This window comes from Aquimarina penaris (assembly GCF_040786285.1).
Classification (GTDB): domain Bacteria; phylum Bacteroidota; class Bacteroidia; order Flavobacteriales; family Flavobacteriaceae; genus Aquimarina.
This window is the reverse complement of record NZ_JBFMKQ010000006.1, coordinates 23,751-41,936: the sequence shown is the minus strand read 5'-3', so window position 1 is coordinate 41,936 and position 18,186 is coordinate 23,751. Positions and strand designations below refer to the sequence as shown.

At 34.4% G+C, this 18,186-nt stretch carries 13 protein-coding genes; 1 reads left to right on the top strand and 12 read right to left on the bottom strand.

The annotated features are described in order from the left end of the window. Window positions 1–17: 17 nt before the first annotated feature. The 4 genes from ABW637_RS21235 to cyoE form a co-directional block, all read right to left on the bottom strand. Window positions 18–377: a cytochrome C oxidase subunit IV family protein gene (locus ABW637_RS21235; protein WP_367586747.1), complete on the bottom strand. Its 360-nt coding sequence runs from the start codon at window positions 375–377 to the stop codon at window positions 18–20. Window positions 378–405: 28 nt separating this feature from the next. Beyond that, on the bottom strand, window positions 406–1,389 hold the full coding sequence (locus tag ABW637_RS21230; RefSeq protein WP_367586746.1) for a cytochrome c oxidase subunit 3: 984 nt from the start codon (window positions 1,387–1,389) through the stop codon (window positions 406–408). Between the two features lie 140 nt (window positions 1,390–1,529). Beyond that, the gene (locus ABW637_RS21225) at window positions 1,530–2,111 is read right to left on the bottom strand and encodes a cytochrome c oxidase subunit 3 (protein ID WP_367586745.1); all 582 of its coding nucleotides are present in this window, start codon (window positions 2,109–2,111) and stop codon (window positions 1,530–1,532) included. Further along, window positions 2,102–3,004 carry a heme o synthase gene (gene cyoE / locus ABW637_RS21220; protein ID WP_367586744.1) on the bottom strand — a complete coding sequence of 301 codons (903 nt, stop codon included), beginning with the start codon at window positions 3,002–3,004 and terminating at the stop codon, window positions 2,102–2,104. The genes ABW637_RS21225 and cyoE overlap by 10 nt, the downstream gene beginning before the upstream one ends. 229 nt (window positions 3,005–3,233) lie before the next feature. On the opposite strand from cyoE, the gene ABW637_RS21215 reads away from it, so the two are divergent. Then, window positions 3,234–4,103, top strand: a complete 870-nt coding sequence (locus tag ABW637_RS21215) for an MBL fold metallo-hydrolase (protein ID WP_367586743.1) — start codon at window positions 3,234–3,236, stop codon at window positions 4,101–4,103. A 59-nt stretch (window positions 4,104–4,162) separates the two neighbouring features. Here the strand turns inward: ABW637_RS21215 and ABW637_RS21210 are convergent, their stop codons facing one another. The 8 genes from ABW637_RS21210 to ABW637_RS21175 all read right to left on the bottom strand — a co-directional run bounded on the left by ABW637_RS21210 (window position 4,163) and on the right by ABW637_RS21175 (window position 18,056). Continuing rightward, a complete protein-coding gene (locus tag ABW637_RS21210; RefSeq protein WP_367586742.1) occupies window positions 4,163–4,906 on the bottom strand; it encodes an energy transducer TonB in 744 nt (247 codons plus the stop codon). A 111-nt stretch (window positions 4,907–5,017) separates the two neighbouring features. Further along, entirely contained in the window at window positions 5,018–5,872 is an 855-nt protein-coding gene (locus ABW637_RS21205; RefSeq protein WP_367586741.1) for an energy transducer TonB, read from the bottom strand. A gap of 185 nt (window positions 5,873–6,057) precedes the next feature. Beyond that, window positions 6,058–6,783 carry an energy transducer TonB gene (locus ABW637_RS21200; RefSeq protein ID WP_367586740.1) on the bottom strand — a complete coding sequence of 242 codons (726 nt, stop codon included), beginning with the start codon at window positions 6,781–6,783 and terminating at the stop codon, window positions 6,058–6,060. A 165-nt stretch (window positions 6,784–6,948) separates the two neighbouring features. Next, window positions 6,949–7,350, bottom strand: a complete 402-nt coding sequence (locus ABW637_RS21195) for a VanZ family protein (RefSeq protein WP_367586739.1) — start codon at window positions 7,348–7,350, stop codon at window positions 6,949–6,951. Continuing rightward, the gene (gene gcvH, locus ABW637_RS21190) at window positions 7,322–7,702 is read right to left on the bottom strand and encodes a glycine cleavage system protein GcvH (RefSeq protein WP_367586738.1); all 381 of its coding nucleotides are present in this window, start codon (window positions 7,700–7,702) and stop codon (window positions 7,322–7,324) included. The genes ABW637_RS21195 and gcvH overlap by 29 nt, the downstream gene beginning before the upstream one ends. Before the next feature lie 138 nt (window positions 7,703–7,840). Beyond that, window positions 7,841–15,022 carry a T9SS outer membrane translocon Sov/SprA gene (gene sov, locus ABW637_RS21185; protein ID WP_445012733.1) on the bottom strand — a complete coding sequence of 2,394 codons (7,182 nt, stop codon included), beginning with the start codon at window positions 15,020–15,022 and terminating at the stop codon, window positions 7,841–7,843. A gap of 5 nt (window positions 15,023–15,027) precedes the next feature. Beyond that, window positions 15,028–15,609, bottom strand: a complete 582-nt coding sequence (gene ruvA / locus ABW637_RS21180) for a Holliday junction branch migration protein RuvA (RefSeq protein ID WP_367586736.1) — start codon at window positions 15,607–15,609, stop codon at window positions 15,028–15,030. 146 nt (window positions 15,610–15,755) lie between these two features. Beyond that, entirely contained in the window at window positions 15,756–18,056 is a 2,301-nt protein-coding gene (locus ABW637_RS21175) for an NADP-dependent malic enzyme (protein ID WP_367586735.1), read from the bottom strand. Window positions 18,057–18,186: the final 130 nt, after the last annotated feature.

Here is an 18,186-nt window from a genome sequence, read left to right as displayed (position 1 = left end):
CTTAATGATTTAAAGGATTAAAAGTCCCATGCCTTGTACCCTCCTTTAAACACTTCGTATATATAATCTCCTTCTGTAAGAAGTATAAAAATCAAATAACAGATAAGAAAAATAGCAGTCCAAACGACAGATCTTCTTAAACCCTTGGTTTCTCCTTCCATATGCATGAATGCCCATGTAATGTAATACGCTTTCCATATGGTAAGGATGATAAAAATCCAGTTCAGCAACTTCATGCTAATCAAAGTTGTTTCAACTAAGAATGCAGGTTTAATAATACCTAAAATTACTTCTACTATAGTAATAACCGAAAGGATAAAAAATACTTTCCAGATTCTACCAATATTCGATTCGTGATGTGCTGTATCGTGTGCCATATTATTATATAACTCTTTATTTTTTTTATTAAACCAGGTAAAAGAATGTAAATACAAATACCCAAACCAAATCTACAAAGTGCCAGTATAAACCAACTTTCTCTACCATCTCATAATTCTTTCTTCTCTCATATGTACCTAAAATCACATTGATAAAGATGATGATATTAATAATTACGCCGGATAATACGTGAAAACCGTGAAAGCCAGTAATAAAGAAAAAGAAGTTTGCGAACAATGGTGTGCCGTATTCGTTATGTACTAGATTTGCTCCTTCAACTATACCTATAGCATCTGTATTTAATCTTTTTAGAGACTCTTCTCTCGACAAAACAGTTTTCTCTCCTTCTTCTGTAAGTATCTGAGTCCTTATCACGACATCATTACGTTTAGCAAAACCTGCTCTTATTTCCTCTATTGTATATGTAGGAAGTGTAGCTTCTTTTTCATACCAAATCCCATTTTTCTCTTCGTGTTGAACTCTATCACCGTGAGGATCTACAAGAGCTAGCTCTTTCAACCCTACCCTATGCCCTTCGTTGTCAACAAACTGTAATATTTGTCCTGCTTTAGTCTCAACAGCACCATATTCTCCTTTGATGAAATTTTTCCATTCCCATGCTTGAGATCCGACAAAAATCGCACCACCAATTATGGTCCAGAACATATACAAGATTACTTTTTTCTGTTTCATATGATGACCGGCATCAACGGCAAGTACCATCGTTACAGAAGAAAATATCAATATAAACGTCATTAATGCCACATAATACATCGGTGCATCTACACCATGTAAAAATGGAAAGTGATTAAATACTTGATCGGCGATTGGCCATGAATCAATAAATTTAAATCTTGAAAAACCATATGCAGCAAGAAAGCCTGAAAATGTTAGTGCATCTGAAACGATGAAAAACCACATCATCATCTTACCATAACTCACCTTAAGTGGCTCGTTACCACCTCCCCAGGTTTTATCCTCTGTACCTGTTTTAGTAACAGCTGTTTCCATATAAAGAATTTGGTATTGTTAAATTTTCCACAAAAATAATCAATTTTATCATTTCAGCTGCTCAAATTTATTTTTTAATTAAGTCAGGTCTAATTCATAGAAGCATTCTATTTTATTGACATCTGGTCAACGAATAGTCTTTACTTCACGAAATACAAAAATAAAAAGAGATAAACCCACAGAAAATCAACAAAATGCCAGTACATAGCACCTAATTCGAGACCCAGAGTTTGACCTGTTTTATATTTTTGTTTAAAATGATTATAAATTACAACTAAAAGCACTAAGATTCCACCGACTATGTGCGCTAAATGCGTTACCACAATGATAAACATAAATGTAGTAACAATATTTGACGTTGGGCCGGTAAAATGATACCCTTGTCTAATGATATCAGAAAAACCTTCGAACTGAAGAAATACAAATACTACCCCTAAAACAAGAGTAGACAACAATAAGATGGTTGCCAGACTTCTATTTTCGTTTTCGATTGCTTTTTTTACCAGGTAAAAAGTAATACTACTAGCTAGTATAACTACAATACTATATACAAAAGCTTCTGGAAAAACAAGATCTGTCGACCAGTCTTTTCTGGTTTTACTTACTACATATGCACTTGTAAGTCCTGCAAATACCATTGCCATGCTCACCATAGCAAACCACATCATGGTTTTCTTTGCTCTTTTTATTTTTTCGTTTGTTGTTCCTTGCGTTAAATCCATACTCTAATAAATTTATCTGCCACATAAATAACCTGAAGCAGTGTAATATACAAAACACTCATTAGCATAAGCTGTTTTGCCGTTTTAGCATCTCTAACCTTGTATAAACGAATTGCCGATCTCAACAAAATTAATCCTAATGCTAAAATAATAACTCCAGAAACAGGAGTTAGATATAGTTTTCCTGTAACCCCAAATACTGGTATTAAAGAGGTAACAATTGTCCAAATTGTATACACAATTACTTGAGTTGCCGTTCCCTGATCTCTTTTGCCCGTAGGCAACATAAAAAAGCCTCCTTTTTTATAGTCTTCAAATAAAAACCAACCAATTGCCCAAAAATGAGGAAACTGCCAAAAGAATTGCACCATAAACAACGTACCAGGTTCTATCCCAAAATCATCGGTAGCGGCTACCCAACCCAACATAAAAGGAATTGCTCCTGGGATTGCACCCACAAAAACAGATAATGGAGTTTTTGTTTTTAATGGAGTATATAAGCTTACATAAATAAATATTGAAATCGCCCCGAACATGGCCGTTTGCGGATTGATTGTGTATAACACGGCAATACCCGCAATAGTAAAAAGAGTCGCAATTGCAAATGCCGTATTTACAGACATTCTTCCTGATGGAATCGGCCTATTCTTGGTGCGATCCATCAATTTATCCAAATCTCTTTCTATAATTTGATTAAAAGCATTTGAAGCTCCTACCATAAAATAACCTCCAATAGCAAGAAGCAAAAGTGTGCTCCAAGAAACAGTTTCTACACCAAGCAAGTACCCGGCAACAGAAGAAAAAACTACACTTAACGCCAAACGCATTTTGGTAATTTCTTTAAAATCCTGAACAACAGAAACTTTTGCAGTATTGATTTGGGTAACGCTCAAATTTTGCACGGTATCGTATTAGATTTTTTAAAAGTGGTGCAAAGATATATCTTAAAAGCTTTTTAGGCAACTTATAGCTCTCTATAATTCACCTTTTAACAACTACCAATACAATTAGCCTTTGTAAAAAGTCTTTTCAAAACATTTTTTTTATGATTATAAAACTAAGCCGTGGTAATTTTTGTAATTTGAATTCGACAGAAATATCACACAAAACACTTTCACTCTTATGAAAAGGCTATTTATTCTAGGATTATCGATATTTTGGGTCACTTCTAATGCACAAAAAAAAGAAGTTAACATTGCTATACATCCTTTATCAGAAAACATTTATATGCTCACAGGCCAAGGCGGAAACATTGGTGTTTTTAAAAACGAAAAAGGAGTATTTATCATCGATGATCAATTTGCACGTTTATCTAATAAAATTCTTGAAAATTTAAAAACCATTAGCGACCAACCTGTAACCATGGTTATGAATACACATTATCATGGGGACCACACAGGAGGTAATGAAAATATGACCAAACAAGGTGCAACTATTTTTGCTCAAAAAAATGTACGATCAAGAATGGAACGCAAGCAAAAAGAAAACGGAAGCATAATCGAAGCATCATTACCCATAATTACTTTTGACGAAGGGCTGCAATTGTATTTTAAAAATGAAAATGTAAAAGCTTTTCATGTTCATAATGCACATACAGATGGGGATACCCTGGTGTATTTTGTTAATGGAAACGTGCTACATATGGGAGATACATTTTTTAATGGACGATACCCATATATAGATTTAAAATCAGGCGGAAGCATCCAAGGGTACATAAAAGCCTCAGAAAAGGCGTTAATGATCATAAATGATGATACTAAAATCATCCCCGGTCACGGAAAATTAGCTACAAAAAAAGATCTTGAAGGTTTTTCGAGAATGCTTAAAGAAATCACTAAGTCTATTCAAACAGAAATTGAAGCCGGAACATCTGAAAATAACATCATAAAAAACACCAGCTTAACAGCCGTGTACGACGCAAAAGGTTTTGGAGATGGCTTTATCAACTCAGAACGTATGCGAAAAACGATTTATCAGAGCCTTACGAAATAGTATATCATTGTATAATTTTAATAAGGTTCGGTGATCAATGATCACCGAACCTTATTTATTTAATTCTGTATTTTAAATACAATTGGTAAAGAATATTTTACCGTTACTGCTTTGTCCCTCTGCTTGCCAGGTGTCATTCTTGGAAATGATTCTACGACACGTTTTGCTTCTTTTTCCAATGAAGAGTGAGGCGCTCTTGCCACTATGTTTTTTATTGTACCATCTTTATGCACATCAAACTGAACATAGATTCGCTGAAGTCCTTCTAGACCAAGACCAACCCCTAATCCTGTATCAAATTTTTTAGCTACAATCCTCTTGATTTTATCTGAAAAGCAAGAAGCTCTTTCGCTATTTGTCTCCAACTTTTCGCAACCAGGAAATATGGGAGCAAACTCAACTGCAATAAACGGCACTTCTTCTGGATCATCATCCCCACTTGGCACGTCTTCTATATCACCTGGATTAATAGGAGCTATATCTACAGGTTTGCTTACAAATACCTTGTTTATATTCTTGATCACATGATCATCCTTAACAATTTTAAACTCCTGTGGATCTCTAACTTTTTTAGGTTGCTTAACGGCAATTTGCTTAGGTTTTGGCTCTTCATACATTTTGAATCTTGTATTCCATTCAACCGGAGGTTCTTCCATAGTAAAACCCTCATCATTGGGTTTAACAATCTGCGAAGTAGTATACACTTCAAACATAAAAAAAGTAAATAACAGACTTGCTATAAGTCCAATCTGAAAGTTCACCAATGTAATTTTTCGTACATTAGCATCGTGCTTGTTACTCATAATATTTAGTTTTAACGTTACAATTAAAATCTAAATCAACAAGCATACCAAAAAAGAATCCCGTCTACTATATAGTGACGGGATTCTGATATATTCACAAAGGTTTTTACCTCATTTTTTTTGATAAATTATAGGTAGAGAAAAGGTAACATTAACATTTTCATTTCTTATTTGAGCTGGCTCCATTTTAGGTAATGTTTTTATTACCCTAATAGCTTCCTTTTCAAGAGCTGGGTGAGGTCCCCTTGCCCTAACATCAACTATATTACCACACTTACTAATCATGAAACGAACAAAAATCCTGTTTATTCCGTAAAGACCCAATCTGTCTCCCAACTTACCATCAAAATTTTTATTAACGTATTTCTTTATTTTTTGACTTAGACATCGTCTATCTTTCTCAGGTTTACCAGTTTTTCTACAATCTGGATGTATAACATAATGATAAAGCTTTGTATCACTTAAATCCACTTCATAATCTCTTCCAATAATCAATCTTTTATTTTCCATTTTCTCAAATGATTCGGCTTTAATTTTAATCGAATAAAAAACATCCACAGGTTTCCCTTGATGCTTTCCACGCAAAATTCTTGGTGTTTTTGAAAGTCTTAAAATAGCTTCTTTAGAGTACCTGTTTAACACTTCATCCTCACCAATTGCTTCAATTTTTTTTATACCTCCAACACTATCAATAACAAATTGAAGCGTTGTTCTTAAAGTCAAAGAAACATCAACCCTTTCTTGTTCTAATTTTTTTTCTACATGATTTTTAACAAACTTAATAATAGAGCGATCAAAACAATTACGTTGTTCACAATCTTCTTTCCATTTGCTACACCCGGCAAAAAGAGGCGGCACATCTACTTCAGCAAAAGATATAGTATTACTGATCGATTTTTTAATCGAATCATTTTCAATTTGGAATGACTTAGCATTTACAACTGAAAAATTAAATACTAATATCATAATTATAAAGCAATGAATATATCGACCTAAACCCAGTTTTGTAATTTCACACATAGTTATTTTTGAATATTTTACACATTAGTATATATCCTAACATAGGATTATGTTACCTGCTTTACATGGCAATAAAAAAACTTCCACTAAATCAATAGTGGAAGCCTTCAATATTAAGAATATTTTTCTTCTTAGTCCTGCACTTGGAAAACTATTGGTAAAGAGTATAATACCCCTACAGCTTTTCCTCTTTGTTTTCCTGGAGTCATTTTTGGTAATAACTTCACTACTCTCTGTGCTTCTTTTTCTAGTCTTGGGTGTGGTCCTCTTGCTTGAACACCAACAATGTTACCACTTCTATCGATTTTAAATCTCACATAGATTCTATTAACACCTGATAATCCAAGTTCACTTCCTAGCTCTGTATTAAACTTACGGTTAACAAACTTCTTAACCTTATCACTCATACATTTCTTTTTTGCAGCATTACCTCCTGCATTTTCACATCCTGGGAAAATTGGCACATTTTCGATCACTGCAAATGGTACATCTGCAATTTCTTCTTCATCAGATACATCTTCAACCTCTTCTATTTCTACGATTTCTTCTTCCTGATTTGTTTCAGTAGACTCGATAATTGTCTCTTCTACCTCTTCCTCATCCTCTACTACATCAATAATTTCTGGTGCAGGTGGCGGTGGCGGTGGTGGAGGTGGTGTATTTAAATTTTGAGTAATTGGAACATCTTCTTCTTCCAATTCATCAAGATTAACCTGACCTATATCAATATTACTTCTATCATAGGTTTTCCACTCTATACCTTGCCATGTTATCAAAAGAACTAAAATAAGCCCTAATTGAAGGAATAAGGTGCTTCTTTTAGTTAAATCTGCTTTAGGATTTTTCTTTGGTTCCATATTATATATTACGTTATAGGATTGCTAAAATAGCTAATTTCTTTTGTATTTTCCAATTAAAGATAAAAATGTAAACTAAAAAATAAGTTTTTTAACTTTTATCCCGTTCATCTATCAAAATAAAAACCATCATAAAGTTTTTATTTAATTAACGCTTCGTTTCTTTTACTTAAAACTAACTAATTTGTTTTCAAGTACTTTTAAAAATAATGCCGCAAAAACTATACCGCTTGTATTTGCCATTACATCATACCATTCAAAACTTCGGTAACTGGTTAAAAGAAATTGCAGCGACTCCATAAGAAATCCATACAAAAAACAAAAAACCATAGTCTTTGCAATGCTCTGAATAAAGTTTTGTTTTTCTTTTTTTCTGAAAAAGAAAAATAAAAACCACACCATAGTGAATATAAAATATGCAATACAGTGTGCTATTTTATCGCTTCCTTTTACATTAAAACCAATGGGGTTTACAAATTTTGCTAAAGAAGCCCATGTTATTATGCCTGTAGACAAAATAACCAGAACAAAAAAGTATTTATGCCCCAATAACCTCTTTATACCCATCAGCTGATAATAAGTCGTCTATTTGAGATGGATCAGATATTTTAATCTTTACCATCCAACCGTCTCCATAAGGATCATTATTTACCAATTCTGGATCTGTCTCTAAGGTTTCATTAAATTCGATAATCTCTCCTGTTAGTGGAAGAAATAAATCTGAAACAGTTTTTACAGCTTCTACTGTACCGAAAACTTCTTCTTGCTCAAGCTCTTCTCCTACCGTTTCTACCTCTACATAAACGATATCTCCTAATTCACCTTGTGCAAAATCGGTTATACCTACCGTGGCAACATCTCCATCTATCTTGATCCATTCGTGATCTTTAGTGTATTTTAATTCTGAAGGAATATTCATCCGAAAACGTATTTATATGTTGTTATTATTTTGAAGACGAAAATAAATCTATTTTATCAAATTTTAAGAAAACCTGATAAAAATTATCAAAAATCAATTGTCGATAACCTTTTTTTCAAAAAAACATAATTTTCGATCTTAATTTCCGAAATTATATCGCAATGTAAATCCTCCTCGTATAGTGGTTTGCGGGAAAGCAGTTGATATAGAATACTCAGAAAATGTATGATCATAAAAGAATAAAGCGGTCAGATTTTTACTAAGCGCATAATCTGCTGTAAACTTTAACCCATAAATATCTTGTCCAGCAGTAATTTGTGTATTATCTAAGTCAAGATACCTAACTAAAGTTTCATTTTGACGCAATGATAAGTCTGCTCTAAGATTAAGATCACTCTTTACAACTTGTTTCCTTCCACCAATTCTAGTAGTAAAGGTAAGATCTTGCAACCTATATCCCAAGCCAATAATATATTCATTCCCCTGAATTTCGGTAAGTAAATTATTATCAAAACTTAACGACAAAGCACGATCTTTCTTCCACTCTGCTAGGATTTTTATAGAACTTTTCATTTCCATATCCAATCGCATTAGAGGACTAAACTGTTCGGTTAAATTAATATTAGAATACAATTCGGGATTTCTAAAATTGCCTGACTGATCTACATCATCACGATTTTGAAATTCAAGGTTCGTTTGAAACTGATTAATCGTATAGTTTGCCCTATATCCATGAGCTACAGAAAAACGTTTAAATCTTTTCTTAAACCACTTTATATTCATCAAACCGGTATACTTTACATCCCAATTAGGTAACGGGACATCCCTAAAAGCCCCTTTCTTTACTTTAGAAGCATCAGAACCCGAATATGCAGACAGAAAAGCTGGCAATAATACTGCCTGGTTCGTTTTACCAAAGCCTACAGGATAACGATACCCATTAGGTTCTTCTTCATCACTTCTAGGAAAAGCAGAAGTACCATAAAACTCTGTTGCCAAACGATCAGCTATTACCTGTCTATTTTCTCTAAAATCATCAAATGGCTTAGAATTAAATTGATCACTAGAGCTAAATGCTGTTTTAATAAGTAGCGTAGAAATTGTAAAATTACCAAAAGTGTTCGGCGTAAGTGATTGATATTCTAAATCACTATTTACTCGATAATTTTCAGAATAAGTTTCAGAGTAATTCCTGTTTGCACTAATATCAATCTTAAAATCTTTAAGCAATCCTAAAGAAGCTTGAACGTTAAACTGTCTTCCTTCAACTTCTTGATATTGTTCATTATAATCTTCATACAAGGTAAGCCATCCATTACGTGCCGCTATATCTCTTATTTCTGCCTGGCTTCCAAAAGTAAAACCAACGGTTGGTTTTAAAGTACCAACAAAACCAGGCTCTCTGGTATATCCTGGCAGAAAAATACCATTATCTTGCTGATAGTTCACACTTACTTTTTTTACAGCCGTAACTAGTCCGATAAGTGTGTTGTATGCTTTATCGCCAATACTTAATTTACCTCTTCCTTTTCTGGTATTCGTTTTTGAACCCTCTTTAGCATTCTCCAGAGCTCCTAGTTGTTTGCTATCTTTTTTATCTTTTTCGCCTTTCTTTTTCTTGGTATTCCTGCGTCCAGGTTTTCTTTTGGTTAGTCCTACATATTTATATAATGTATTCATATCCAGGGATCCATTCAAAGTATGCACATTTGCATTTTGAATCGTATTTCCCAAATCAGGAATATCATCAAGAGTCTTTAACGCTTCACTCCCTTTTACCCATTGAAAATCTGCATTATACGAATATGTCGCACGCATAAACTTAAATAGAGGTATTTTCCTGAAAGGAATTTCATAATTCACCTGAAGTTGCTGGTTAAGTGTATTAGGATCTCCTATTTCAAAAAATCCACTCCATATACCTATAGTATTATCAACCTCATTATTATCATTAATGAAATTTTTGACAATTCGATTATTAGCCGAAGTGAAGTTTACATTCAACGACTTGGTTAAATTATAATTAAACCCATATTGCCAATCAAAAAGGAAGTTACGTTGAAACAGTGTTGGCAATCTTATATCATCTGGTCCCAAGGTAATATCTCTAAATATTTGCTCGTTATATTGCCTATTAATATTTGAACTTACAGAAATGCTGGTAGGAAGAAGATTAAAGTTAAAATCTTTAAGCAGGTCAAAATACTTACTCTTCCCTAAAAGTTTAATTTTCTTAAAAGGCTCTATTTCTTTTGGCTGAAAACTAAAATCGTATGTTGCTCCTGCTCTAACATTTTGATCTAAGGAATTTTCTATTTCAAAATCACGATGATTTGTCTGGTTATAGGTCCCCGAAAAGGTAAAGTTCTCTACATCATATGGCATTGGTTTAGCTTCTCCTGTTCTATCTTTTCGAAGTCCAATTACGTTAAAACTTTGTCTTTTTGTATAATCTGTTGATTGCCTCTCGATTCTCTCTTTTTCTTGAGGATCTGTCTCACTATCTAATCGATCCTGCAGTTCTATATCCTGAAATTCGGGATCAAATTGAGGGGTAATTAACTCTTCTCCCCTACTATAATTAAATGGAATTTGAATTCCCCATTTTTTAGGCAAGAGCTGTCCTAAATTAACATTTGTCGTTAAATCATACTGCCTAAGATCTTCTCTGCTTCGTTCATTAGGGCCTTGTTCAATGCTTCCAAATCCAATCGTACTTATTCTTCCTGAAGCACTTACATTGGCAAAATCTGCAATGTTAGCATCCAGACTACCTACAGAAGCCCAACCGCCTTGATTTTTAAGATCACTAAGGCGCATTTCATTAAACCATACTGTCCCCGATTGGTCACTACCACTTTCATTTTTAACACCTACCATAATCACCCTTACATCTCCAAAATTAGGGTTACCTTTTATCCCTATTCGAAGATTATTGGGCCCATCAATAAAATTAAGGGCTGCAGGGCTTAAATTATCATTTCCAAGCACATCTGATTTTACTTGTTGCAGCAATTCTAATGGTAGGCTTAACCTATTGGCTTCTGGCCAAACATCGTTTTGAGTTCTATCACTAAGATCAGATACTGCTAAGGGTAATTCGATTTGGTAAAAATTATTGGTAAAATCATTCCCCATTCGTATAAAGGCTTTCAAATCTCCATCATTAATAACGGGTCGATTTGGTACCGGTTCTGCGTGTATGAATAACTCCAGGTTTTCATATTGTCGCATATCAACATTAAAGTTTTTATACACACCACGTGCATCAACAGATCTAAGATCATTTACCGTAAGCGCTAATGATCTTTCATCATCTCTAATAATATTATTATTATTGTTTAATTGCTCTCGCACTACTCCCGGAGGAGTTACATAGTTTGGGGTTTCTTCCTCACTAACCGAAGTAACAATAACCTCACTATCGCCAAACACGTTTAAACCACTGGTTGGATCATTAGTTTCATTACCTTCTACAATATACCTTCTATAATCCCCTCTTACTAAATCCATATTACCAAAACGTAAAAGCACGCGTTCTGAGAAATCTGTAAGGTACATTCTCATAAATCGTATAGATCTAAAATCACTAACATTTCTGGCTCTTGTAGGTTCATATACCGGTATTTTGAAACGAACCCAACGATATTCTATATTTCTACCAGAGACCACAACATCATCTTGTCTTATATCGGTTATGTACCCGGTGTTATTATCGTTACCAATACCCATGCCGCTAAAAATAGGAATCTCGTACTCAAAATAACTATCAATAGTATTCATTGTATTATCCCTATTCACATCCTCGGCAGTAGGAAAAGTAGTATTACCGCGATCATCATTAGATACATCAACAGGCGAATTCCCTTGTACTCCATTATAGTTTCTATAGCGATCTAAAACACTCCCGGTAGCCTGAAGAAAATAAGTATAATTATCTGCTGCCGGATCATCACCCGTAAATCCTAAATCCCCATATTGAGTAGCTTCTTGCTCATCATTTAATCCATCATACCCAACATCTTGATTAATTCTTGCCTGACCCTCAGAATCAAAGGCATAAATCAATGACTGATTTACAGGAACCTGAGCTCTATAGGTTGTTGCACTAAAAGTATTTGATATAGTTTCTGGAAGACCATTTTCATATTGCTTTCTTCCATCTTTTAATACATCTTCACTAATATTTCCTAAGTTAAAAACAATAGTCCCCTCTGTATCATTAGTTAAAGGTGCCTGACCCCCTGTTTCGCCAGTATAAAATGGATCTAATACCCAAAATTCAATAAACTCGACATTAGATTGTTCAAAATTAGTCGATGTTATTTGCCTAATAATCCCTCCAAAATTTTCTTCCGGATCAGGATCTGGCAAAGAACTTCCTGGTGCATACGCAGGGTTAAAGTTATATTGCCCCCTAGTATTTGGATCATAATTTAAATCCAACGTAAATAAGGCCGTAGTTTGCCCTTGTGCTATATCGGTATCTGGAAAAATCTCATCTATAAAAACTCTTCTGGTTTCATTTGAAGCCAAATCCTCTTCAGATACTCCGCTAGGCCTACTATTGCTATAAAAAATTGGGTCAATAGAATACCACGATAATTTTGCTCTTTTATACCCTGATTCTATCCCATTTACTACTACATCTCCGTTTGGATTAGCAGGATCACCAAAACCAATAGGTACACTTGAAAGTTCCCAAGAGATTGGCGAGCTTACATCAATTCTAGTTTGAGCTCCTTCAAAATCATCGATATACGTAGTAACTTTACCATCAAAATCTGCTCCTCTAGGGGCTCCTGCGATAAGATATGCTGCCTCTGCTCTTACCGAAATATTTGAAGGTACATCGGTATCGATATTAGGCAATTTATTAACCATTCTGGTTAAAAAAGGAACCTCGGTAGAATATGCGGCATTAAACCCTAATATAGTATTGTTTATGGGTTCAAAATCGTAATTGGATTTTTGCGTAACAGGTCTTTCATTAAGGTTTAAATAGGTTCCTCCTATAATAAAATCATCACTAAATTTATGTTCTATATTTAATCCTGTAAAACGTTTTGTTTGTTGTCCAAAAACAGCATTGTTTTCGGTAGAAACATCAATCGGGGTATTAGAAGCTAATAATGCTTCATCTAAAATAGTAACTCTTCCCAACTGATAATTTACAGAATAATCTACTCCTTCTTGCAAAACTCTTCCTCCAGCAGTTACCGTAACCGAACCTTGCGGAACATTAAATGCTCCTAAAGAAATACCACCCTGCCCTGATGATTTATACCTTCCTTTAAGTTGAAAATAATTTTTATCGGCTGATCTTTGCTCTGCAACAATTTTGGTTTGTGTATATAGATCTCGAAATACATATTCTGCCTGATTAGGGTTGTATGAATCAGGATTAATATAAGAAGCCCCTACAGTATTATTTAATTTATTAAAAAGATGTTCTCCAAAAGGTTCGATAGTGGTAAATACAATGCGACCATTTTCTGAATCTATCGTAATGCCTTGTACATAATCAAAAAAACCATCTCCTCCTTGTACCGGATCATTATTAGGGTTAAGGCGATCAAGATTAAATACTTTAAGTAATGTAGTTTGCTCTACATCATCTGGCAATGGGACCGATGACCCTTCTGCAGCTGTTATGTAGTTTACCGGAGACGGATTCGAATACAAAATATTTAGTCTAAAATCATTTTGTTCTAATCTAAATGCCCCAGTACTGTAGATGTTTTTCATCATTAAATCCCAAATAGGAAGATCAACATTAACAATTGGGCTTTTCAGCATCTTAACTACCAAACTCTGGCTTGATCCAGATTGAACATCATCTGTTCCAGCGGTATCTCCTATTGTTGCATCAACACCATCATTGGCAAATTCTCCTACCTGAAAAACTCTTCCTCCTACTGTATACTGGTATGCCACGGCCAAAACCTCATCATTGTTCAATCGTTGACTTAATGAGATATATCCTAACTGAGTATTTAATGTATACTCACTGGTATTCAATTTTCTAGCATTTTCTAAAATTGCATAATCAAATCCTTCATTAAAACCAGCTATAGCACCTGTAAATCCTTGTTGAACAGTAGATATTTGACGAACTGCATCTGTAATCGGCCCACTTGGACCAATAGCTAATGGATTAAGATCGTTATTGCCATTATCTGGAAAAGACCCTGAACCCGGATTAAACAAAGAGGGAGGAATGGTAAAATTACCATCAACAGCCGATTCTCCAAGATCCTGAAGCGCTACAATATTACGAGCATTAGTAAGCGTTTGAGCACTTGTAGCTCGATTTGTTACCCATACCTCCAACCTGGTTATTTGAATATTATTATTAATAAATGGGTAATTCGCTAAAGATCTATCATAGGTGTCTCTAAAATGATGCGCTAAGAAGAAATGTCGATTTTCATCATAATCTAATGCAAAAAGCTCAAAATCTTCTACTGTACCTCCACCTTCAACGCTTACTGATCGAGTTTCAGATCTTTGTTCAGAAAATACCCCGGTAATAGTAGTCCTACCAAATTGTAATCCCATTTTAACTCCAAAAAGACTTTGTGCCCCCTGAATCAAAGAACTATTTAATGGCATACTTACATTACCCACTTCGATACTTTGGATAATATCGTCTTCTGTAGGTGTATATTCTAATTTTAACTGATTCTGAAAATCAAAAGTAGATTCTGTATCGTAGTTTGCGGTTATCTGTAATCTCGTTCCTATTTTACCTAACAAACTCAAGCTTATCCTTTGATCAAAATCAAAGGTAAAGTTACTTCTATTACGAGGTGAAAATGCGGGATTATCCTGTTTCGTAAATAATAATCCCAAATCCATTTCTACCGATCCTTGTGGGATAATTTCAATTTCATTTCCTCCGAAAACCGATTCAAAAAAACCAGAATTCACATAAAATATAGGGAGTAAGTTTTTCCTTTTTTCTTCGCTACCGTCTTTTTTCCCACTAAATGCTTCGATTTTTTCTTTAAAATAATTTCTTCTTTGTTCTTCTGCAACCAGGGCTTCAAACTCAGCCGGAGTTAAAAACAAAGGATACCTCACATTAAAATCACCAAGCATTTCACGATAGATATATCGATCGGTAACTGGATCATATTCGTATTTAGTAACAATACTATTAGGGTCTGGTAAAGAAATTTCTCCTAAAGAAAATGTAGTACTTGTAGAATCACGAACGGTTTCGTTTTCCTGACCATGTAACACCCCGCTATAAAGTGCTATCAAACATACTAATATCCTAAAAAAATTAAACTGAAAGTAATTCAACGAACTCAATGTTTTTATAAGTTTTTTAGTGCCTGTTTAATAATATTTTCAACTGTTTCTTTGGGGGTAGTTTTTAGAACTCGATCGATAGCTTTTTCTGCGAGCTTTCGATTAAATCCAAGGGTTTCTAATGCAGATAACGCTTCATCTTTGTTAGTATTGTTTTGAGATACTGAAACTTCATCAATATTGTAAACTTTAAGTATTTTATCTTTTAAATCAATAATAACACGTTGTGCCGTTTTAGCACCTATTCCTTTTATGGATTGAATGGTAGCTACATCATTAGAAGCTATTGCCTCTTTGATTTGATCTGGGTGTAATGAAGACAACATGGTTCTGGCCGTGCTGGATCCTATTCCTGAAACAGAAATTAAAAGCCTAAAAATTTCTCTCTCGGATTTTTCGGCAAAACCAAATAAGGTGTGAGAATCTTCTTTTACCTGAAGATGTGTATATAATTGAAGTACTTCCCCTTCTGGAATCAAAGAAAAAGTATGTAATGAAATATGTAATAAATACCCTACTCCACCACAATCTATTATTACATCAGTAGGGTTTTTTTCTACAAGCCTCCCCTTGATATGTGTGATCATTTGTTAAGTTGATGTTAAGCAATCAAATGTAATAAAATTATACTATATAAATTGGGATAAAAAAATAAGCTTTAAAAAGGATATTTTAAAGCTTATAAACACACTATATTTTTTGTCTATTTTTATAGAAGTATTTTCTAAATATGCTAAGAAATTAACGATAATTCTCTTTCTCTCTTCTCTTTTTCCTGAGCATCGATAACGGCTACAGCAGCCATATTGATCATTTCTTCTACACTTGCTCCTAACTGAAGAATATGCGCTGGTTTATTCATACCCATCATGATAGGACCTATTGATTCTGCATTATTTAATTCACTCAACAACTTATAATTACTATTAGCCGCATCTAAATTAGGGAACACCAATGTATTTACTTTTTGATCATTAAGCCTAGAGAATGGAAACTTATCTTTACGCATTTTTTTATTTAAGGCAAAGTTCATTTGTAAACCTCCATCTACAATCAAATTAGGATAATAACGATGTAAATATGATACAGCATCTTTTACTTTAGAAGCGCTTGGATGAGTAGATGACCCAAAGTTTGTATACGATACCATCGCCACAACTGGCTTAATACCAAACATTTCGACCGTTCTGGCAGTCATTTGTGCAATTTTAGCCAAGTCTTTAGAAGAAGGATCTATATTTATAGAAGTATCACTAATAAACAAAGGCCCCCTATCTGTCATCATAACGTTCATAGTTGCAATACGAGTTGCGCCTTTAGCCAAACCGATAAGGTCTAACATTGGTTTTACTACAGTTGGATAACTACGAGAATATCCCGACAACAATGCATCTGCATCTCCCTCATTAACCATCATAGCTGCAAAATAATTACGTTCTCTTAATAAACGTTCTGCATCATATAAGGTTATTCCCTTTCGCTTGTTGTCTTCCCAATATTTTTTAGCATAATGATTTTTTCTTTCACATTCTTCATCTGCCTTTGGATCAATGATATCAACTCCTTTAGGGTCAAAATCAATTTCCTTCATCAATTCGAGTATAATATCTTTACGCCCCAATAAAATTGGAAAAGCAATACCTTCTTCTTTTACAGTTTGAGCCGCTTTTAGCACATCTAGATGATCTGCCTCTGCGAACACTACTCTTTTAGGGTTTGTTCTTGCTCTATCTAATAACAATCTTACTAGCTTGTTATCATTACCCATTCTTTCTAACAGTTCATCTTCATATTTTTCCCAATCGGTAATAGGCTCTGTTGCAACTCCACTTTCTATGGCTGCTTTTGCAACTGCTGGTGGCACTTTTGCGATTAATCTAGGGTCAAAAGGTTTAGGAATAATATACTCTCTTCCAAAATTAAGACGAGTTTCTCCGTATGCAATATTTACTTGTTCAGGAACTGGTTCTTTTGCCAACTCTGCCAGAGCTTTTACTGCGGCCATCTTCATTTCTTCATTAATCCCTGTCGCTCTAACATCCATTGCTCCTCTAAAAATAAACGGAAATCCAAGTACATTATTTACCTGATTAGGGTGATCACTCCTTCCCGTTGCCATAATAACATCTTTACGAGCTTTTATAGCAAGGTCATATTTTATTTCGGGATCCGGATTAGCCATGGCAAAAACTATAGGATCATTTGCCATAGATACTAGCATCTCTTGAGTTACCAAGTTAGCCATAGACAAACCGATAAACACATCGGCCTCTACCATTGCATCTTCTAACTCATTTAGATCTCTATCGGTTGCAAACTCTGCTTTCTCTGTGGTAAGGTTATCACGATCCTTTCTGATCACACCTTTACTATCGGTCATGACAATATTTTCGGCTTTAGCACCAAAAGCTTTGTAGAGTCGTGTACAAGAAACTGCTGCTGCACCTGCTCCACTAACTACTATTTTTACCTCTTCAATTTTTTTTCCTGCAATCTCTAATGCATTAAGTAAAGCCGCTGCAGAAATAATTGCCGTACCATGCTGATCATCATGCATTACTGGGATATCCAGCTCTTCTTTTAATCTTCTCTCTATCTCAAAAGCTTCTGGAGCCTTAATATCTTCAAGGTTTATCCCTCCGAAGGTTGGTGCTATATTTTTTACGGTTTCAATAAAAGCATCGACATCCTTGGTGTCTACTTCGATATCGAACACATCAATATCTGCAAAAATTTTAAAAAGCAATCCCTTACCTTCCATTACCGGTTTTGATGCTTCGGGACCAATGTCACCTAATCCCAAAACTGCAGTACCATTAGATATTACCGCTACTAGATTTCCTTTTGCTGTATATTTATAAACATCAGATTTTTGTTTCTCTATTTCGAGGCATGGTTCTGCAACACCAGGAGAATATGCCAATGACAAATCCCTTTGAGTTGCATACTTTTTGGTAGGAACTACTTTAATTTTACCTGGGGTTGGCTTTGCGTGATATACTAAAGCTTCTCTTCTTTTACTTTCGATACTCATACTAAATCAGGATAAATGTGCAATACAAAGTTACAAGTCTGCTTGAGATGCAGAAATTAATATCGGGTTATCTTCAAAAAAATTAGGAATAGAAAAAAGAAGTTATTTTTTTAACTAATACATTAAGAAT

Coding starts and splice junctions, on each gene's coding strand:
- ABW637_RS21235 (WP_367586747.1), bottom strand. CDS start 377: ATGGCACACGATACAGCACATCACGAATCGAATATTGGTAGAATCTGG.
- ABW637_RS21230 (WP_367586746.1), bottom strand. CDS start 1,389: ATGGAAACAGCTGTTACTAAAACAGGTACAGAGGATAAAACCTGGGGA.
- ABW637_RS21225 (WP_367586745.1), bottom strand. CDS start 2,111: ATGGATTTAACGCAAGGAACAACAAACGAAAAAATAAAAAGAGCAAAG.
- ABW637_RS21215 (WP_367586743.1), top strand. CDS start 3,234: ATGAAAAGGCTATTTATTCTAGGATTATCGATATTTTGGGTCACTTCT.
- ABW637_RS21210 (WP_367586742.1), bottom strand. CDS start 4,906: ATGAGTAACAAGCACGATGCTAATGTACGAAAAATTACATTGGTGAAC.
- ABW637_RS21205 (WP_367586741.1), bottom strand. CDS start 5,872: ATGATATTAGTATTTAATTTTTCAGTTGTAAATGCTAAGTCATTCCAA.
- ABW637_RS21200 (WP_367586740.1), bottom strand. CDS start 6,783: ATGGAACCAAAGAAAAATCCTAAAGCAGATTTAACTAAAAGAAGCACC.
- ABW637_RS21195 (WP_367586739.1), bottom strand. CDS start 7,350: ATGGGTATAAAGAGGTTATTGGGGCATAAATACTTTTTTGTTCTGGTT.
- gcvH (WP_367586738.1), bottom strand. CDS start 7,702: ATGAATATTCCTTCAGAATTAAAATACACTAAAGATCACGAATGGATC.
- ruvA (WP_367586736.1), bottom strand. CDS start 15,609: ATGATCACACATATCAAGGGGAGGCTTGTAGAAAAAAACCCTACTGAT.
- ABW637_RS21175 (WP_367586735.1), bottom strand. CDS start 18,056: ATGAGTATCGAAAGTAAAAGAAGAGAAGCTTTAGTATATCACGCAAAG.